Annotated in this window: 14 protein-coding genes and 4 tRNA genes; 6 read left to right on the top strand and 12 right to left on the bottom strand. The window is 48.8% G+C overall.

The window, feature by feature from the left end:
- Positions 1 to 544: 544 nt before the first annotated feature.
- From LPB19_RS09900 to LPB19_RS09885, 4 genes are all read right to left on the bottom strand, one after another.
- Positions 545 to 629, bottom strand: a tRNA-Leu gene (locus LPB19_RS09900).
- A gap of 68 nt (positions 630 to 697) precedes the next feature.
- Positions 698 to 773: transfer RNA gene (locus tag LPB19_RS09895), tRNA-His, on the bottom strand.
- A gap of 85 nt (positions 774 to 858) precedes the next feature.
- Positions 859 to 935, bottom strand: a tRNA-Arg gene (locus LPB19_RS09890).
- A gap of 33 nt (positions 936 to 968) precedes the next feature.
- A tRNA-Pro gene (locus LPB19_RS09885) sits at positions 969 to 1,045 on the bottom strand.
- Between the two features lie 218 nt (positions 1,046 to 1,263).
- Here LPB19_RS09885 and folD point away from each other — a divergent pair.
- The 3 genes from folD to LPB19_RS09870 all read left to right on the top strand — a co-directional run bounded on the left by folD (position 1,264) and on the right by LPB19_RS09870 (position 4,855).
- Positions 1,264 to 2,121, top strand: a complete 858-nt coding sequence (gene folD / locus LPB19_RS09880) for a bifunctional methylenetetrahydrofolate dehydrogenase/methenyltetrahydrofolate cyclohydrolase FolD (RefSeq protein ID WP_206642754.1) — start codon at positions 1,264 to 1,266, stop codon at positions 2,119 to 2,121.
- Positions 2,122 to 2,266: 145 nt separating this feature from the next.
- Positions 2,267 to 3,688 (top strand): exosortase/archaeosortase family protein, encoded by a 1,422-nt coding sequence (locus LPB19_RS09875; RefSeq protein WP_206642753.1) that lies wholly within the window; start codon positions 2,267 to 2,269, stop codon positions 3,686 to 3,688.
- 3 nt (positions 3,689 to 3,691) lie between these two features.
- Entirely contained in the window at positions 3,692 to 4,855 is a 1,164-nt protein-coding gene (locus LPB19_RS09870; protein WP_228289081.1) for a glycosyltransferase, read from the top strand.
- Between the two features lie 33 nt (positions 4,856 to 4,888).
- Here the strand turns inward: LPB19_RS09870 and LPB19_RS09865 are convergent, their stop codons facing one another.
- From LPB19_RS09865 to LPB19_RS09855, 3 genes are all read right to left on the bottom strand, one after another.
- Entirely contained in the window at positions 4,889 to 5,173 is a 285-nt protein-coding gene (locus LPB19_RS09865; RefSeq protein WP_206642752.1) for a hypothetical protein, read from the bottom strand.
- A 163-nt stretch (positions 5,174 to 5,336) separates the two neighbouring features.
- On the bottom strand, positions 5,337 to 5,648 hold the full coding sequence (locus LPB19_RS09860; protein ID WP_206642751.1) for a class I SAM-dependent methyltransferase: 312 nt from the start codon (positions 5,646 to 5,648) through the stop codon (positions 5,337 to 5,339).
- Positions 5,649 to 5,975: 327 nt separating this feature from the next.
- Positions 5,976 to 7,286, bottom strand: coding sequence for a hypothetical protein (locus tag LPB19_RS09855; protein WP_206642750.1), 1,311 nt, complete (start codon positions 7,284 to 7,286; stop codon positions 5,976 to 5,978).
- A 1,387-nt stretch (positions 7,287 to 8,673) separates the two neighbouring features.
- Between LPB19_RS09855 and LPB19_RS09850 the strand changes: the two genes are divergently transcribed.
- From LPB19_RS09850 to LPB19_RS09840, 3 genes are all read left to right on the top strand, one after another.
- Positions 8,674 to 9,594, top strand: a complete 921-nt coding sequence (locus LPB19_RS09850) for a sulfotransferase family protein (RefSeq protein ID WP_206642749.1) — start codon at positions 8,674 to 8,676, stop codon at positions 9,592 to 9,594.
- 129 nt (positions 9,595 to 9,723) lie between these two features.
- Positions 9,724 to 11,181 (top strand): oligosaccharide flippase family protein, encoded by a 1,458-nt coding sequence (locus LPB19_RS09845; protein ID WP_206642748.1) that lies wholly within the window; start codon positions 9,724 to 9,726, stop codon positions 11,179 to 11,181.
- 220 nt (positions 11,182 to 11,401) lie between these two features.
- Positions 11,402 to 12,319, top strand: a complete 918-nt coding sequence (locus LPB19_RS09840; RefSeq protein WP_206642747.1) for a glycosyltransferase family 2 protein — start codon at positions 11,402 to 11,404, stop codon at positions 12,317 to 12,319.
- Here the strand turns inward: LPB19_RS09840 and LPB19_RS09835 are convergent.
- Genes LPB19_RS09835 through LPB19_RS09815 form a run of 5 tightly spaced genes read right to left on the bottom strand, consistent with a single transcriptional unit; the run spans position 12,287 to position 18,537 of the window.
- Positions 12,287 to 13,552 carry an O-antigen ligase family protein gene (locus LPB19_RS09835; protein WP_206642746.1) on the bottom strand — a complete coding sequence of 422 codons (1,266 nt, stop codon included), beginning with the start codon at positions 13,550 to 13,552 and terminating at the stop codon, positions 12,287 to 12,289. The two genes, LPB19_RS09840 and LPB19_RS09835, sit on opposite strands and share 33 nt — an antisense overlap.
- A 51-nt stretch (positions 13,553 to 13,603) precedes the next feature.
- Complete coding sequence (gene asnB / locus LPB19_RS09830; RefSeq protein WP_206642745.1) at positions 13,604 to 15,490, bottom strand: asparagine synthase (glutamine-hydrolyzing); 1,887 nt, start codon at positions 15,488 to 15,490, stop codon at positions 13,604 to 13,606.
- On the bottom strand, positions 15,478 to 16,521 hold the full coding sequence (locus tag LPB19_RS09825; protein WP_228289080.1) for a polysaccharide deacetylase family protein: 1,044 nt from the start codon (positions 16,519 to 16,521) through the stop codon (positions 15,478 to 15,480). The genes asnB and LPB19_RS09825 overlap by 13 nt, the downstream gene beginning before the upstream one ends.
- Positions 16,514 to 17,641, bottom strand: coding sequence for a glycosyltransferase (locus LPB19_RS09820; protein WP_206642744.1), 1,128 nt, complete (start codon positions 17,639 to 17,641; stop codon positions 16,514 to 16,516). The genes LPB19_RS09825 and LPB19_RS09820 overlap by 8 nt, the downstream gene beginning before the upstream one ends.
- A complete protein-coding gene (locus LPB19_RS09815; RefSeq protein ID WP_266097039.1) occupies positions 17,638 to 18,537 on the bottom strand; it encodes a glycosyltransferase in 900 nt (299 codons plus the stop codon). The genes LPB19_RS09820 and LPB19_RS09815 overlap by 4 nt, the downstream gene beginning before the upstream one ends.
- Positions 18,538 to 18,611: the final 74 nt, after the last annotated feature.

Below are 18,611 nucleotides of genomic sequence, written 5' to 3'. Positions count from 1 at the left end.
GTTCGGTATGTGAATGAAATAAAAGTAAAAGTCCTGTTCCGGACGGTTCCTCACGGGGCGACCGAAATTTTAAAAGCCCGTAGTTTATCACGGTTTGCACTGCCGAGAGAATCACCTGTAGGGCTGCATTCCAGCACTCCTAAGCTACTCCCGGTGCATGAAAACAGATATGCGGGTAAACCGCTAAATTGAAAGGCCAAAAAAACGACGACCGAACAGAAACAACGACGACACCGTTACGGCGCCTGCATGACAAATGGAGGGCTCTCGTAAGTCCCAACGGGTTACGTGCGCGACGCCGCACCTGACGGCAGCATGACCAGAACCGCGAAAAGCAAAAGCAACCTGAGCACCAGCTGACACTTCCGATGCGCGAACCATACTCACTCCCCCACGCAAATGGGCCAGACCCGCTCAACCCTGCAAAGGTTAGTTCAGGCCGAACTAAAAGGAGAACGCCACGTGTGCGGAGAGCAACAGATCAATTAAGCGAGAAGCCCGAGCCGGGAGAACAAACAGGGAGAGAAAATCAAAAGGAAGAAAATGGTGCGAGCGGAGAGACTCGAACTCTCACGGGTTGCCCCACTGGAACCTAAATCCAGCGCGTCTACCAGTTCCGCCACGCTCGCATACTGCGCACTGAATACAAAGAGCCACCAAGGGCGCAAAGTTCAGCAAAATGGAGTACAGAGAAAAGTGGGGTGGACGAAGGGGTTCGAACCCTCGACCGCAGGAGTCACAATCCTGAGCTCTACCAACTGAGCTACGTCCACCACATCGGGACATACCTTTCGGTATTTCGATCACTTAACCTTGCTGATTTGATCGACACTGGAGAAATCCAAACCGACCGCTTAATGGCACGCCCGGCAGGACTCGAACCTGCGACCCACGGCTTAGAAGGCCGTTGCTCTATCCAGCTGAGCTACGGGCGCATTACCGTTCACCCACCTGAACATTCAGAAAAATGGTCGGGGTAGAGAGATTCGAACTCCCGACATCCTGCTCCCAAAGCAGGCGCGCTACCAGACTGCGCTATACCCCGATTCGACTGAACAACAAGTGCCTCAGCAAAGTTGGCGCGCATATTACCGGCGCTTCGGCACCGCGTCAACACACAATTCCAAATTCGCTCAAAAGGCATTCCCAGCTTTGTTCCAGAACCACACCAAAAGTTCCCGCCGCACAGGAATTGGCCTTCACCCGGAAGCATGAGACAATTCGCAACCTTCATTTACTCACGCCCAACCGACAAGACGAAACATGAGCGCCAAACTGATTAACGGAAAAGAAATTGCTGCGAAGGTTCGTCAGCAAGTGGCTGCCGGCGTTGAAGCCCGCAAGGAACAGGGCTTGCGCGCTCCGGGGCTGGCTGTAGTTCTGGTAGGTAACGACCCAGCGTCCGAAGTGTATGTTGGCAACAAGCGCAAGGCCTGTGACGAAGTCGGATTCCTGTCACTGTCTTACGACCTGCCCGAAGATACCACCCAGGAAGCGCTGGAAGCGCTGATTGACGAGTTAAACGAGAACCAAAGTGTGGATGGCATTCTGGTTCAACTTCCCCTACCCCCACATCTGGATGCCGACCCCATCCTGCTGAAAATCAGACCCGACAAAGACGTGGACGGCTTCCACCCGTACAACGTCGGCCGACTGACCCAGCGGTCGCCGACACTGAGGCCCTGCACCCCTGCGGGCATCATCACCCTGCTCGACAGCATCGATACGCCCTATAAAGGGCAGCACGCTGTCATTGTCGGTGCCTCCAATATTGTGGGCCGGCCAATGGCGATGGAATTGCTCCTGAAAGGTGCCACTATCTCCATATGCCACCGATTCACCCCCGATTTGGAAAAGTTTGTTCGCGACGCGGATATTCTGGTGGCAGCTGCGGGCAAGCCTGGCCTGATCAAAGGAGAATGGATTAAGCCTGGCGCCACAGTGATTGATGTCGGTATCAATCGCATGGACAACGGCAAACTGACTGGTGACGTGGAATTCGAAACTGCCGCAGAGCGTGCAACTTACATCACGCCGGTTCCCGGGGGTGTAGGCCCGATGACCATCGCTACGTTGCTGGAGAACACCCTGCATTCGGCGAATGTTTTGCACAAGGACTGAGCCACCGACAGCTTAAGCCGTTCAATCTTTTTTTGCCGAACGGCTTAACCAGTCCACAATAAACGCCGCTTAACAGAAACGCCTATTTTCCGATCATGTAATAAATTGTATCCTGCCTAATATATAAGCAGTTGGCGGATGCAAGATGTTAAGGAAGACGCTAGACAACCTACCGGGATCCAGGCCCTACCTCATCGTCACGGCGATGGTCGCCCTCCTTTTTTACCCGACTTCGGTCAGGCTAGGAAAAGCGTGGCTTGAGTTTGAGCAAGTTCTGGCTCACGGTCTGGCAACAGCAGCCATCTTTCTAGCATTGCTACTTATCCACCCCCCAAAGTTCTCGAACGACCAAGAATCCACTAAGCCCTATCGTCCTGCCGGCGCACTGATGCTGATTGCCACAACGATGATCTGGGCCCTTCTGGAACTGGTTCGGCTCGACACCCTTACCTACCTGATGCTGCCAACCGGCCTCGCGGCAATGGCCTGGGCCCTTCTTGGACTGCCGGCAGCGCTTGCCTTTATACCCCACGTTCTACTCTTTTCCCTGTCACTGCCCATATGGGCAGATATCGTTCCATTCCTTGTTGAGCTCGCAAGCATCGTTGTAGGTTCCTGGGTGAACTTGCTGGGCATGACTGCCCTCATAGAAGGCAACAGCATCACCCTACCCTATGGCCGAATGGTTATTGCAGATGGCTGTTCCGGCATCCGTTATTTCGCCATCTCCATCTTGCTCGCCATGATGACATCCATCCTGAACGACTACCGCTGGCGTGGGTGGCTGATCACCTTGGTGATCGCCGCAACCATCGGCCTTGTCGCTAACTGGGTCCGAATAACCATCCTTGTGGCGGTTGGCTATGAAACCCACATGCAAAGCGAACTGGTAAGAGATCACGAAACCATGGGGTGGATAGTCTATGGCTGCTTCATCCTGCCAGCACTTTACTTCTCGCCGGTACAGAGAAGAGCGTCCGCCACTACCCTCACACCCCAATCACCAATATTCACCAGCACCAGCTTCATCGCCGTCGCCCTGGCTATTGCATTCGGCCCACTTGCCCTGTCCATCGTCCAAAGACCCAGCCAACCGGCCACCCCCTGGACGCTTGAGCTACCTCGGGCCATGCCAACAAATGCCTCAAACTTCCCGATAGTGCTCGACCTTCCGCAATCACTGAGTCAGAAAGCCTGGCGCGCAGGCGATCTATGGATACTGCTGGCGCAGAGCCAGAAATCCACAGCAGATGAAAAGCTCGTACCTTACCTGCCCCGGATGTTTGACACCTCGAAGTGGCAGTTGCAGGAAACTGTTGAGCCGGGCCTCCGCCGCTATCGCAACATAAAGACCAACGAACAGGTCATCGCCGGCCAGTGGTTCCAGATTGGATCCCATCGTGGATGGACTTATAAGGAAGCCAAGCTCCTGCAGATTCCCGCACTCCTGGCACAAGAAAAACAATTTGGGCTCATCGCCCTCCAGAATAAGTGCGCGCCAAGGAACTGCGATATGGCCACGGAAAGCGTCCAACACGCCATGACCTCGATTCGATTGGCCAGATGACCCGTGAACACATTAAACGACACGCCGCAAAAAGACATTAGCCCAAGCGCGGGGCACCAAAAGCCGATCCGAATTCTTCACGTCACGTTCAATATGGGCTTCGGCGGGACGGAACAGGTAATTCGCCAAGTGGCGACCAACCTGGACAAAGACCGCTTCGAGTGCGAAATCGCCTGTATTGACGGAGAGATTGGCGCCATTGGCCGGGCTATGGAAGCCGAGAACGGGACAATCATCCATTTCCGACAGCGGCGACCTGGCCTGGACTGGAAAATCATTTACTGGCTAAGGCAACTAATCAAACATCGCCACTTCGATATCGTCCATTGCCACCAGTATTCACCATACACGTACGGCTGGTTTGCGCATTGGGGGACCGGAGCAAAAGTGGTATTTACGGAGCACGGCCGCTTCCACCCAGACCGATATCGCAAGAAAGCTCGGCTCATAAATCCCCTCATTGCACATACCACGCACGCTTTGGTCGCGATCTCCAGCGCAACAAGGGACGCACTCGTTGAATACGAGTATTTTCCGAGAAAAAAGATCGACGTTATCTACAACGGAATTGCGCCGTTAACCGTAAACCCTGAAAGGCGAGAGTCACTCGCCAACGAACTTGGCATCCAACCAGGGGAAATCGTCATCGGCACCGTGGCCAGACTCGATCCCGTAAAAAATCAGGCGCTAATCCTGAAGGCGACGCGCGCTCTTTTGGACGAAGGTTACCCCATCCGCTTACTGTTAGTAGGTGACGGCCCGGAACGAAGAAACCTCGAATCCCTGACTAAAGATCTAAAGCTGGATGAGGCTGTTATTTTTGCAGGATTCCAAGAGAATCCAGCTGATTTCCTGAGCTTGATGGATATATTTCTTTTACCGTCCTTCACGGAAGGCACATCCATGACGCTACTAGAGGCAATGAGCCTTGGCATACCAACTGTGGCCACTCGCGTAGGGGGAACACCGGAAATAGTCGCAGAGGATAAAACAGGGATCTTAGTGGAGAGCAATGACTTAAGTGAATTTGCCATCGCTATCAGAACTCTGCTCGACCACCCCGGTAAGAAGAAACGAGCAGAAATGGGCGCCAAAGCCCGGTTTGAAAACAAATTTTCAGCGAAGGAGATGGTTAAGCAGTATCAATTCATTTACACAGTACCCTAAAGCCTGTCGCTGACGGAACGACTCTATTCGTCACTATTCTGCTTTCTCGAAAAGAATGTGAATCCAGTTTGGGTGCGGCTTAGCTAAAGGCTTTTGTGCTCTCTGTAGATACGATGCCACCCTCGTAAATATCTTCTGAGCTAAATTACGCTCTGGCGGAATCTTTAACATTTCACCACAATGGATACACGCTTCTTCCTGATCATAAGTACCGTATGGATTGCCAGCTAGATCCATAAAAAATACCGCCATCGCATTTGTACTCGCATCTGCTTCACCGACATACGTTACTTCTCTGCAGCTGAACAACGGAAACATATTAATCAACCTTTGTTTATCAAAGCTATTGACATGCCCCCAAGGCGGGTTCCGCTCACCACAAGAGGGACATGTCGTCCGCCCAACTCGAATGTCTTGCTTATAGGGAACACCAACTAGCAAGTATTTCCGCGACACCCGGCTCAATTCGGAAGCAGCGGTATCAAGTAGATGAGGGGGGAATGTGTTCAAGCACCTCTGCACACAACACCAAATCAAAAGTGTCGTCGTCGAAGCTCAAACCAGAGAGATCACCCTCGACACAACTAACTTTATCATTTTGTATTTCTGGTTTTTTTAAATCTAGTGCAGTTACCTCATCGAAATACCCTGTCATCAGCAAAGAGAAATAGCCATCTCTCGCACCGATATCAAGCGCCTTCCCCCCACCTGCAGCTATTTTTTTTATATGGTCCACCAAATCCTCTGCTCTCTGTCGCTCTGAATCACTTTCTCTGTACTGTGACAAATCCATTGATAAACCAACCTATTATAATTTTGGCCATATATAAGGGCGGACTCAAGCACCGACGCGAGCGGCCAACCCAGCTCGTTAGGTCGAGGGCCATATGAAGTTCCGAGCCCCCTTGCATACTTCCAGTTAGGATTCTTTGCTAGACGCAACTGGATTGCTCGGAGTTTCTGGAACTGCCAAGCAAATGCCCCTCCCAACCAATGGCTTTGTTAAAGAAATAACCTCCGCACCGAGACGAAAAGGCTCACTGCCCGTGTAGCACGCCGCTTCCCGCCGCGCGCACCTAATAACAAAACGCCTACTTTACCGAGCATGGCCAAATCAATATCACTGAACATCTACGCTGCTTGGCGCGCCTGGGGGGCTTTCGGAGCCAGCCCCCTCGCCCCGTAAACTTATTCGATATGCTATTAACAACGGAGCAGCCTCGTAATTGCTTTGTAGGGTATCTGCTTTACCAAGCATAAAGAAAACAGTGCTAGTGGCTGGATTAAAATCGGCACCAATTATAAGCTTCGGCTTCCCCCCTTGATCTTGGAAAGGCAGCAAAAGCTCGCCATACTCGTACGGACGGACATCATGAGGGAGCATTTTTCCCTGAAACACGGATATCATATCGTTGATGTCGTACAGCCAGTAATAATTGTATATATCTGAAGCTTTGTAGGGGCAGAATCCCGGGCAGACGGTTCCATCATCTTGAGTTATTTTGTAACCAACACCTGAGTTGTGCCCCCCGCTAGTGCCGAAAACAGCATATGTTTCGGTACCGGGAACTATAAACCCCAAAAATGCTCTCGACTCTTCAGTCCAAAGATTGTTTTCTCCCGTTTCGTTATTTGAATCTTCTGCCAGAGGGTTAGCTAAAGAGTAGTCGATTAGCGAGGTGGTTGGTATTTCATCGCCCGGATTTGAATTAATTATAGATGCAAGACCAACTCCGAATGCCGACGGACCGATACTATGCCGACTATTGATTGGCGTGTTGTTTGCGTAACCAAATATATATTCCTTCTCAAATAAACCATATAATTCTTGCGGTACCTCTGTCATCCAGCCTGACACATGGACTCGCGCCTCAAGCTTTCTAAAACCAGAAACCGAACTTGAACCTAACTGGCTCGCATCTTGAATAAAAAATGTTGTATCAGTATTGTCTGCCGCCGCGTCATAATACTCAATTCCGTTTACAATTAGCCGTTCCTCAATAAACAACAGCCCTGTTATACGATTTATTCCCTGCGGATTTCCATCGGGAATCCGGTCAAATACAGTAACAAATGGCTGCTTGTTTTGCGCCATCGGCAATTCCGATATCTCCTTGGCAAGCGAAAAGGGAGGCAATGAGAATTCAGCGACCGCTTGATCTTTGGTATGCCCGACCATAAAGGAGGATGACTCATCATCCATAACCTCAAATGGCCCCTGAGCATACCCCATACGACTATCTCCATAGGTTCCGATAGGAACTCTGATTGCTCCCTTATAAACCATATCATTAGTCGAGAACATCGTCTGAGCCCCCACCAATTGGGGCGTGACTAGCACTAACAAACCAGCACATAACTTCTTGGATATCATTGCACCCCTCCTTTGAACCATCGCGACTTGCGCAAAAATCTTAATCGCGTTCGTCACGCCCTATCTCCAACAGAAAGTTCAGTCTCCAGAGAAAATTAAGCATTCTTTTCCGCAATCACGCGCTTCGCCATTCATCCCTCGAATCAAGTTGCAGAATCCTATGCCCCACAGCATCCAATTGATTTCTTGCAAGAAGCACGAAAAAACTAAGCAATAGCAAATCCGAGCCGCGCCCCCAACAAAAATAAAGCATAGGAAGAACTCCTTTAAGTGGCCAGCCATAGTGATGCGGACCGTCAAAGCAATCCCGCCCTTCATCGCAAAATCGCAGTCCATTTGTTGCTGTGTTTGTCGAGAAGCCTGATGCTTATCCCGGAGTCCAGGTATTTCTCAACACACATACCGATTGAGTTAGTGCTTGGTCCTGCCCACCCCAACGCTGGCATTCTCTGTGACACTCACCACTCCCGGGATGAGCTCTCGTGACGCACCCGTCAGTGAGCTTACCGAATGAGACACACCATCAACCTATCGCGGGTGAATGTGCACGGAGTGAAGAAGCAGATTATGTAACCGCGCTCCCAACCCCAGCAGTCGCAACCTTTTGACTGAACTCAGCCCCGCCTTTTATCTGCAAGCATTCGAATATAGTCTAAAGCGTGCTAACACGATCAGGATTCACTGAAGATATCTGCGCTGTTAGCTCCGCCCCTCTGATAGCCCAAAGCAAACTCAGATTAATAGAAAGCGAAGCCGGCGGACATCCATCTCTACACCCGAGGCGAAAACCTACCCTCCTTCCGAATGCGCAGCAAACCTCTTCGAGGGTCCTCTACTGTTGGCCACTGCGTTTCTCCCAGCACGCCTCGGAAAAGTGACTGCAGTGTATAGGACCGAGCCATCCTCACTTACTCGTCGACGTTGAAAAAATTTGCCCCCCCCCTTACAAGGCCAACTTTGTCTGGAACTCAGATACCTGCGCACCCAATCCAGTTTAGTGCAACACTAAGACTTCATGCTCCTGAGTCCACCGAAATCTCCTATGTCAGCATGATCGCGAATTATGCGTTGACCATGCGCCAATTTTTGATTTTCTGCATGAACCTCAATCCACGAAGTGCCCAATAGCCACCGATACGACACAGGCTCATGCATCCTTAGCAAGCCCCCTTCCCTAGATCCTACAGAGAAGCTAAAGTGAGGATCGGCCCGCATATTTGTTGCCACCAACGAAATAAACTGTTTCCTAATTAACGCGGCGCACTACCTTTGGTGCTTAAAGTTGCTCCATAATCAATTGAAATCGGTTTTTCCAATCGAAAAGGCGGCCCAATACACCCCTTTCCGAGAATTCCACTACAAGGTGAGAATTTCTACCACCATCCTTTCAACAGCCTGCCAATAGCGTAAGAGGCCTATTCATTCAGCCATCACGAGGAAAGACATGGAAAGCAAACAGCTATTTATCCTTGGAGCGCCCCGATCTGGAACAACATTTTTAGCGTCAATACTGGCCGATACGTCTTTTGGTTCGCCAATCGAAACACACTTCATAACAAAGTATTTTAAGAAACTAGAAAGATATGGAGAGCTTTGTGAAAGAAGTAATTTCAAAAAACTGATCAAAGACATTTTGGCAGAACGCCCCATCCAGCAATGGAAACTCGCTCTTGATATCGATCAGTTCTTTGATGATCTATCGCCTGACTACTCTTATGCCACCATCGTCCATGCATTAATGACGCGTTTCAGATTGGCAGATCCTGACGCAAGCTGGGGAGACAAAACACCACACTATCTTGGCGATGTGGAAATTCTATTGGAGCTTTTCCCAAATGCCAGATTTATCTACATTGTCCGGGATGGTAGAGACGTAGCACTATCTCTCTTGAAAAAACCATGGGGGCCAAACAACGTTGTCTCTTGCGCCGAGTATTGGAAGATACTCAATAGCAAAGAACTTGAACTGTCAGAAATCGCCAAGAAATCGAATCTATTTTCTCTAACCTACGAAGAACTTCTAAATAATCCCACCGAACTAATTAGAGAAATTTACCAGTATTTAGGAGAGGAACTTCCGAAATCACGGATTATAAAAGTTCAGAAAAACACAAAAATAGGAAATAAAGAAAAATGGCGAACAGAGTTGACAATAGACCAAATACGCCAATTTGAAGCGATTGCCGGAAATAAGCTAATGGAGCTCGGCTACCCGGTATTAACTTCGAGCCCGAAGATTTCTCTAATGGAGAGATTTTATTTCAAAACGCATGAGTTTATTTCAAAAAACATTTTCCTCTTCCACACAAACGTAATTGACGGAATTTTAATTAAATTAGGAAAAAAGGAGCCATTTTCTGACTAGAGTATAAAAAACCATCAAATTATTTGTTAAAATACGTGCAAGAACTTACAAGCCAGACCCATAATAATTCAAACCTTAAAACCGAAGACTCAATCCTTAATACTACAGCACCACCTAGCCGAGAAAACTATGAGCGGAATTAGAAAGGCACTTCTGCACGCCAACTTAATGCACTACTCGCTACGTTTTATCGGTCTAATATCGACCATGGTGATTTCCCGGCTACTTACGCCGTCGGAAGTTGGAACATTTGCGATCGCAAGCGCTAGTGCTTTTATGCTTAACGAGTTTAAGCTTCTAGGCGCCAATGCTTGGTTAATTCGGGAGAAAAATTTATCTTCCGATAAAATTGGCCAAGCGCTAGCACTAACGATCTTAGTATCCTGGGCAATAGGTTTAGGCATGTTTGGCTTTGCTCAAAAATTGTCTGAGTATTTTAATATAGGTGCTCTTGAACAACTTTTCAAAATACTTTCTATTGGCTTCTTCTTAGCGCCGTACATAAGTATTCCGATGGCTCTATTGTCGAGAAATTATGAATACAAGCAACAGATGATAATTACAGTTTCCGGAAACATAGCAGGGTTATTTATTGTTGTAATACTTATCAAGAACGGCTTTAGTTATTATTCTTTAGCCTGGGGATACAGCGCGAGCATGATCATTCAGTTTATGCTAGTCCGCTTTTACATACCCGAAGATTTTACTCCCATTCCCAATTTCAAGGGCATTTCGACCGTAGCGAGATTTGGGATCATAAACTCGCTATCAGGAATGATGATGCGTGCAAGCACAAGTATTTCCGATATTATAATCGGAAAGCTAGGGACGACATACCAAGTTGGTATCTTTTCGAGGGGCCTTGGTTTTGTCGATTTCGTAACCAGTACACTTGTAAATGGACTAAGCTCCGTAGCTCTTCCCTACTTATCGGCCGAAAAAAGAGCAGGCGGTGACATCGGCGATGCGTATATCAGAGCCAGCACGCTCACGGGCGCTTTAGTATGGCCAGTGCTAGCAGTTATAAGTATTGCTTCACTCCCAGCAATTCGTCTTTTTTTCGGCGACCAATGGGATTTTGCAGCTACACTGTCTTCTGCACTGGCAATTTGGGCGATGCTTAAAACGCCCCACTGGTTTGCCAATCAGCTCCTAATAGCAAGTGGAAAAGAAGGAATGATGCTGCTCAAAGAATCGTGCCTATTCGTACTACTAGGATTTGGAATAGCAACCCTCCATGAACGAGGTCTGATTTACATAGCATATGTTTTTATTTTTATAGGATTTTTAGATTTCACCCTAAGCTCGATTATCTTGAAGATCACAAATAACATACTATTTTGGAAGTTCGTTGGCTCGTGGTGGAAGAACATTATCCTTACGACAGTTTGCTCAATAGCAACCCTAGTAATCGGAACCTTTATCCAGCTCGACGACACACAGGCATGGAAACCAATCATCTGCATCACTCTATTAGTACCATTTATTTGGCTGGCCACCTTACACCTTATAAAGCATCATCTCTATAACGAATTGTTTACCTTATTTAACGGCATACTTCCCTTGCCTCGGCGACGAAATTTATGACACACCATGGCCAATGCACATAGTGCCCAGGCCACCTAGAACAACCGAACTTCGGCGATGATAAAACAGATACTTACATCCCATTTTATCATCCAACCTATATGCATCTTTTTCTATTAGACCCCGAATTTTTCACTTTAAATTACACCCCATCACATTGATTCCGATTCAATTACGTATCATAATAAAAAAGCCGTCCTCCAACCTTCGGTTAGTCACAATGAAACACCTTCCCTTAGTTTCAGTCGTAATGCCTGTATACAACAACGAGAGATTTATCAGTGAATCGATTTTAAGCGCTCTCAATCAATCGCATAGAAACATTGAGATCATTGTCGTTGATGATGGCTCCACGGATCTAAGCGCAAAAAAAGCTGAAGCTTTTGGCGAAAAAGTAAGAGTTGTAACACAAAAGAATTCTGGAGCCGCAGCGGCTCGCAATCGGGGGGTTTTAGAAAGTCAGGGCGAGTTTGTTGCTTTCTTGGACTCTGACGATATATGGGAGCCGGAAAAGCTAGAATCACAGCTCAAAAACATGAAAGACTTTAGGTGGTCATACACCGATGCTATTTTTTATGGTGGTATTAATGACGGTTTAACTGATAGCCATTTCACAAAAAAGTATGACGGAGTTATTTTAGATAAAATTATTACCTGCAACTTCATTGGAACTTCTAGCGTTTTATTAACCAAAGAGCTTTTCCTAGAAGCCGGCGGCTTTGATGAATCCTTACGTAGCATTCAAGATTGGGATTTTTGGTGTAGAGTGTCGGCTATATGCGCAGTTAAACACATCTCTGAACCCTTGGTAAAATATCGAGTTCACTCTTCGTCAATCTCTCGAAATGCCAGAAAAAATATAGTTAACCATATAAAAGTTATTGAAAAAATATTTGGCCAAGAAGGCCCTGGCAGTCACTTTACCCACTTAAAACGTGTAGCTAAATACAACTCTTACTCAATAGTTTCTCATATTGCAGAAGAGGAAAATGATTATTTATTTTCTTTTTTCTGCCGTTCACATGCGCTTAAGTGTCAACCCTTAAAACCCGAAGCCATAAAATCTGCGATTAAGTCTTTAATAAAATTACCCCTTGCCATGAATTCAATTTTTTTTAATACGATCCCAAGAAACTAAATTAATTAAAAATGCCAAATATAGCGGCTCAAAAATTATCAAATCCAAAAAGATAGAGCAGACGAAACAGCCAAGAATTGCTATAGATGACGACAGCAAGGCGTAATAGGCTGGATCTCTGAAATGAATCTCTTTTCGGCCAACCGACCAAACTCTTTTAATAACCCAATACACTAAGAGCAAAAACAAAAAACCCGACAACAAACCTGAATTAACTGAAAAATTAAGAAACGTATTGTGCGCGACGTGCGAGGTTTCTCCCGAGAAATAAGCATTAGAGGCAGCTTCGAATTTTTGAACTCCAACCCCAATAAACGGATGAAGTGAAATTATCTTAAGACCAACCTTCCATGACAATATCCGCGGATCTATGGGCTCGTGTTCGACCGCTGCGCTATCAACCGTTTCACTAGTCCGCTCAATTAGGGTTGCGCCCTGAACAACAACAAAGATTAGAAATGAAACAAAAATCATCGCACTGAATATTTTTGACTTGATTAAGTACGAAATCGAGAGTAAGCAAACAGCAGTCGCAAGAAATGCACCTCTCGAACTAAACAAAACTAAGGCATGCCAAAGAAATATTATGATGACCACCACTCCAATGGTCACCCACTTATTGTCTTTATATAGTGCAAAAAATATAAAAAAAGGCATACTCATGACGAGCAACACTGATAAGATATTCCCGTCGCGATAGGGCCCGTCAACTGGCCCCTCCAGCCTACCATTTCTGAAAAGGTACCAGTCCTGACCAAAATATGCAGAATTTGCCCATAAAATATAAAAAACACCAGAAAACATAAACCCAAAACACAAGAACAATATTGATTTATTAGAATTAAACATCGGCAATGCTACAAAGTACATTATTACTATTACATTTATCGTATCTAACACGACCGTCGGTGGTACTGAAGCCCACTCATCTGGAAAAGGCGTCAGTTGATGAGAAATGTGCATTAATATTAAAATCCCCAGTATTGCCAAGCTTTGCTTTGACTTATATAAACTGAAGTTAGCCTTCCCACTAATGATGCTTATTCCGAGCCCAATAATTGATAATGCGGCCGTAATTTTAAACACTGGAATTTCGGGAAATGTCCACGGGTAAACATATTGAGGCTGGACAATACTATTCAAAAAATATATAAAAGCTGAAACCCACGGGGCGAGAGGCAAACTTAATGCAGCAACAGCTATTAAAATATAAACTAGGGCGGTCAACTTCATATTACTTAACCCTTAATTTAAGTGCGTAAATTTTTTCTCAAGAGTCAGAATTTAATATTCCAAAGCGACTACTCGCTTCCACCATATCTCATAAATTAGCATTCCCCATAGGATTGCAGCGTGGTCGAACACTCCGCTCTGGTGCTGATCCCATACATACTTCACAGACTCCTTACGAAATAACTGGGCCAAACCGTGACCATTTTTGAAAATATATATCTCGGCGATATCTTTAAGCTCGCCGCGAAGCCATTGCGCCAGCGGAGTAGAAAACCCCATTTTCTTTCTATTCAATATTTCCTTGGGTAATAAAGGACTGAGCGCTTCACGCAACACAATTTTCTTTTCACCCTTGTCGAACTTGAGGTGGGATGGAAGTCGGTTAGCGAATTCAATTATTCGGTAGTCCAGCAATGGCGACCGGAGTTCCAGGGAGTTCGCCATACTCATGCGGTCCGCCTTTACCAGAATGTCGCCCGGCAAATAAGTGTGCATATCTGTATATAACAGGCGGGACAAGTGGTCCTTCGAGTCGCACTGGTGATAGGCACGTTCCGTCAGTTGGCTTGGGTGGTAATCCCCTAGCGTTTGGCGAAAATCATCGTTCAGCAACAGTTGCCAGATGTGGTCATCCAGTGATGTATTGGTGACATAAAACGCTTTGGCCGGGTCCAAGCTGAGGCTGTGCATCAATGAGCCAGCCCGGCGGAGATGTTTGTTGGGAACCCTGCGTAACGCGGGTGCAAGCTGGCCCATGACTGTTCGGAACGCGGAAGGGAATTTGTTGCGAAGCTGGTTCTCCCGCCAGTCCGTAGCGTACTTTTGATATCCGGCGAAGATTTCGTCTCCACCGTCTCCGGTTAAGGCAACAGTTACGTCCTGTCGGGCGAGCTCAGACACGAGGAACGTGGGCACCAGGCTGGAATCCGCAAAGGGCTCATCCAGAAAACGGCAAATGTCCAGCAAGCGCTCGGCCACGCCATCTCTCACCGTGTGGACACGGTGATCAGTGAGGTATTGATCCGCCACCGCCTGAGCGAATTCAGTCTCATTAAAGTCTTTTTCTTTGAAGCCTATGGAACAGGTGGTAACGGTTTGGCCACCTTTGGCCATCATGGCTACAACGCCACTGGAGTCCACTCCACCACTCAAAAACGCGCCGAGGGGAACGTCGCTGATCATGCGTTGCTTCGTGGCGTCTTCAATCAATTCCAGTAACTGGGCCTTGGCGTTTTCCATGCTTATTGGCTCGGGCTCACCTATCTCCGGTGACCAGTAACGCCTCGTTTTGATCAGACCAGCCCTGGTGCGGTGTAAATGGCTTCCAGGCTCCAGTTTAAAGACATCCTTGAAGATGGTTTTCGGGTCCGGCACGTACTGGTAGGCAAAGAAATCGTAAACGGCGTCCGGCCGGATCTCCCGGGGTACATTAGGGCATTCCAGAATCGCCTTCAGTTCTGAAGCAAAGATCAGTTGTCCGTCCTGCTCGGTGTAATACAGGGGCTTCTTGCCAATTCTGTCCCGGATGAGATCCAGGGTGCCGGCCTCGTTATCCCAGAACGCGATGGCAAACATGCCATTAAGTTTTTCGATTGCGTTCACACCCTCATGGATCAGCAGTGCCAACACCACTTCGGTGTCGGTTTGTGTTCGGAAACGGATACCCTGCTCTTCCATCTGCTTGCGCAAGATTTGGAAATTGTAGATTTCACCGTTGAACACCAGGGCATAGCGCCCATCCTCCGATACGAAAGGCTGATTACCGGCTTCTGAGAGGTCAATGATGCTCAACCGTGCATGGCCCATTACGGCGCCGTGCAGCAGCAACGCGCCTTGAGCGTCGGGACCGCGATGATGCATGGCGCTAACCATCGACTTGACCATGTCGAGTTCGGCTTCGGACGGGTTATTGGTTGTAAAACCAGCTATTCCGCACACGCTGATGGTCCCTTTAATCGGCTGGATTCACGCTCGGAGCACAGCGGTTTGGCATGGTCTTTTATTACCCCCTGATTCCGGAGCGCGACGGCAGCAGAAGTAATCGTCTCCGCGTTCAAATTGCATTGCGTACGGAGAAAACTCACGACCTTGTCAATTCGTCTCATAAGCCGGGCCTTGTCACTCTCCGATCTCACATACCGCGTTGAACCCGGCAGCAAACTGGAACTGTGCAGGTACATATGAATCACAGGGCAGTCCATCTGCAGAATCTGCTTGCACAAGGCGATCATGTCTCTGGACGATGATAGCTCCGGGCTGAGATAGATCTTTCTGTGCATTCTGAGCGCCCACAACGCACCAATTACCCGGAAGCGTGCCCAGGACGGATGCTCGAGCTTCTGGTGCAGGCGCTGTGCCCTGGAAAACGGCCTGTGATTGAAGCCCGCAGACACAGGGAGTTCGATCAACTCTGGTGAGGTTCCAAGGTGCGACATGGCCAATGGCCAACTGTCGTAATCGGTACAGCTGAACCATTCCGTTTCATAGAACGGGTAAATACTGGAATCAACCAGATAGCCCTGATCAGAAAGAGCTCGCAGTATTTCATCAGTGATGCCCCATCGCCCTGAGCGGAACGACGTTGGTTTTTGGGCTGTTACGTCTTCAATCGCTTGGGTCAGAGTTCGGAGTTGCGCAGCCACCGTGCCGATCGGCAAGTTCACGATGTGTGAATTGGCCTCAGATCCGGCCGGCACAACAGGCGGCGTAACCCAGGGATGCAGGTGGGCACCGTATTCGATTGCTGGTTCAGCCTGGTAAAGGTCGGTCAGAATCCCCCTCGAAACCGGATTTTCAAGAACGGCGTAATCGAGGAAATAGGTCGTGCGCAGGCCCAGGCCTTTCATTTGCTGCTGGAAAGCCGGCAGGTGATTGACGTTTTCCACAGAGACAGAGCGGTTTGGAAAGGGGCCTTCCCAGTCCCATTCCTCTTCAGTGTCAACGCTGAGTACGAACTTGATCTCACGCATCTTGGGCCACGGTTCTTCTTGTTAGTTCGTGAAAAAGTGCTGCGTATTCTTCCGCCATCGCCTCGGCAGAGAATTTACGGTAAACCCAGGACTGGCCTGCTTCAGCCAGGCCCGTTCTCAACTCCCTGCTCTGCAAAAGATCCGACCATGCCTGCGCCAAGGCCTCGCTATCACCAAAAGGAACCAACACCCCCGTCTGGCCCGGTTTCACCAGCGCGTCCACCCCCGGGATGTCGAACGCGGTCACGCAAACCCCCGCCGCCATGGCTTCCATTAAGCATCTTGGAATGCCTTCAAGCGAAGAAGTCAACGCGAAGGCATCAAAGGTGGGAAGAAATGCAAGCCGGTCGTCGCGAAACCCGAGGAACTCCACCGAACCGGAAAGGCCCCGCCGTTCAACCCGGCTCTGCAGCGGTGCTCTTTCCTCACCATCGCCGATAATGACCAGCCGGGCGCTGGCATATTGGTGCTGAAAACGCTCGAACGCGTCAATGGTGGCGGCAAGGTTCTTTCGGCTGATTAACTGGCCGATATAACCGATGGTAAAATCCGATGCGTCGCGGGTTTTGGGCTCCGATATGGCCCTTTCAACCTCCGTGAGATCCACGCCATTATTGATCATCCGCACTTTGCGATGGTTAACCCGGTAGCCGTCGACTACCGTCCTCTCAATTCCTTCAGACAGTGGGCATACCCGGTCAAACCAGCGAAAAGCCTTGCCACCGAGCCACATGTACGCTCTCAGGCGTGTATCGTCGGCATTTTCGAAACCGTGTGGGGTGCAGACCGAGCGGACACCTGCAAGCTTTGCCGCAGCAATGCCCAGAATATCGGATTTGTAGCCATGGCTGTGGAGCGCATCAATCTGATGTTGCTTTAGCAGTCTGGCAAGAGCGACGATCGCCCGGAGGTCAAATTTTGAACCCATTGGCAAACGGTGCTGCCGACTTTCGGGCAGTTTGGATCGTCTAAGTATTTCGTCGGAAGAGCCGGGCTCTTCAGTGATGGCGATGTGATATTCCACATCAGAATCGGTGTTTGCAGATATCAGCGCATTGATCCATCTTTCGGCACCGTAGTAGCCGGTAGGACAGATAAACTGCAGCACTCTGATACTCATTCCGTGAGATTCCTTCTCAACAAAAGCCTCGCTCCCTTTACGGTGCCTGCAGCACGAGCCACAAAGTACACCGAATAAAACAGCACGAGAAAATGCAGTGGCTCATGGTTGGACTGTTGAACATACAGCCTCCCGCCATAAAGAAGTATGGGCAACAACAGCATAATGAGGCCAATCAGGAAGGCTGTCTGTGAATAGAAGCCCAATACAGTCACGACAAGCCCCAGAAGCATCCACACAGGCAGCAGGATGCTGGGCCATTCCCGCAGTGGCAAGGTGCGGCCAGAGATGGAAGAGAGATTAGACTCCGAGCGCCAGATTTCCTTGGTAAACGTTTGCCTGAGCGTCCTGTCTTCGCCCAGGTGCACATAGTAGGTTTGGGAGGTGTAATAGAGCTCCCCTAACCGGGAGAGTTTTTCCGTGTAGACATAGTCTTCGCAGGTTTGCAGGTGCTCGGGGAAACCTCCCACTTTGTCGTGGGCTGAGCGTGTTACCAGCAGATTCCGGCCCGGGAGAAATTGAACCGGTTTATCGAGGCTTACGTTACTGAGCGCCGTCCTGAGTCGCTCTACCCGCCCGGCATTGTCGGACGACTTCTGCATCGCGCTGACCAAAACTCGCCCTGACTTCTCCGCCAGCAAGGCTGTGCAGGTTTCCAGCCAGTCTCCGGCCAACCGTATATCGGCGTCGAGAAATGCGATCAGCGGCGCGCGCCCGGCCGCGACCCCAATATTCCGTTGTTCGGAAATCGTTGCGGCGCCGGGCACCTGAATAATGGTGAGCTTTTCGTGTCGCGAAACGGGCAGCCGGCTCTCGTTCTTTGTTACCACGGTAATCGTGGCAATTCGCTCGGGGCAGTTTTGCGCGAATATGGAGTCAAGCGTCGCTACCAGCATCTCCGGCCTGCCCATGTGTGGTATTACAAAATCAACAGCATCCATACTGAACCTCACCGACCACTCGAGCGCCT

This window comes from Marinobacter salinisoli, from assembly GCF_017301335.1.
Classification (GTDB): Bacteria; Pseudomonadota; Gammaproteobacteria; order Pseudomonadales; family Oleiphilaceae; genus Marinobacter; species Marinobacter salinisoli.
This window is presented reverse-complemented; position numbering and strand designations above follow the sequence as displayed.

Excerpts from the sequence above, each read along its gene's own strand:
- folD (WP_206642754.1), top strand. The coding sequence starts at position 1,264 with ATGAGCGCCAAACTGATTAACGGAAAAGAAATTGCTGCGAAGGTTCGT.
- LPB19_RS09875 (WP_206642753.1), top strand. The coding sequence starts at position 2,267 with ATGTTAAGGAAGACGCTAGACAACCTACCGGGATCCAGGCCCTACCTC.
- LPB19_RS09865 (WP_206642752.1), bottom strand. The coding sequence starts at position 5,173 with ATGTTTCCGTTGTTCAGCTGCAGAGAAGTAACGTATGTCGGTGAAGCA.
- LPB19_RS09860 (WP_206642751.1), bottom strand. The coding sequence starts at position 5,648 with ATGGATTTGTCACAGTACAGAGAAAGTGATTCAGAGCGACAGAGAGCA.
- LPB19_RS09850 (WP_206642749.1), top strand. The coding sequence starts at position 8,674 with ATGGAAAGCAAACAGCTATTTATCCTTGGAGCGCCCCGATCTGGAACA.
- LPB19_RS09845 (WP_206642748.1), top strand. The coding sequence starts at position 9,724 with ATGAGCGGAATTAGAAAGGCACTTCTGCACGCCAACTTAATGCACTAC.
- LPB19_RS09840 (WP_206642747.1), top strand. The coding sequence starts at position 11,402 with ATGAAACACCTTCCCTTAGTTTCAGTCGTAATGCCTGTATACAACAAC.
- LPB19_RS09835 (WP_206642746.1), bottom strand. The coding sequence starts at position 13,552 with ATGAAGTTGACCGCCCTAGTTTATATTTTAATAGCTGTTGCTGCATTA.
- LPB19_RS09825 (WP_228289080.1), bottom strand. The coding sequence starts at position 16,521 with ATGCGTGAGATCAAGTTCGTACTCAGCGTTGACACTGAAGAGGAATGG.
- LPB19_RS09820 (WP_206642744.1), bottom strand. The coding sequence starts at position 17,641 with ATGAGTATCAGAGTGCTGCAGTTTATCTGTCCTACCGGCTACTACGGT.
- LPB19_RS09815 (WP_266097039.1), bottom strand. The coding sequence starts at position 18,537 with ATGCTGGTAGCGACGCTTGACTCCATATTCGCGCAAAACTGCCCCGAG.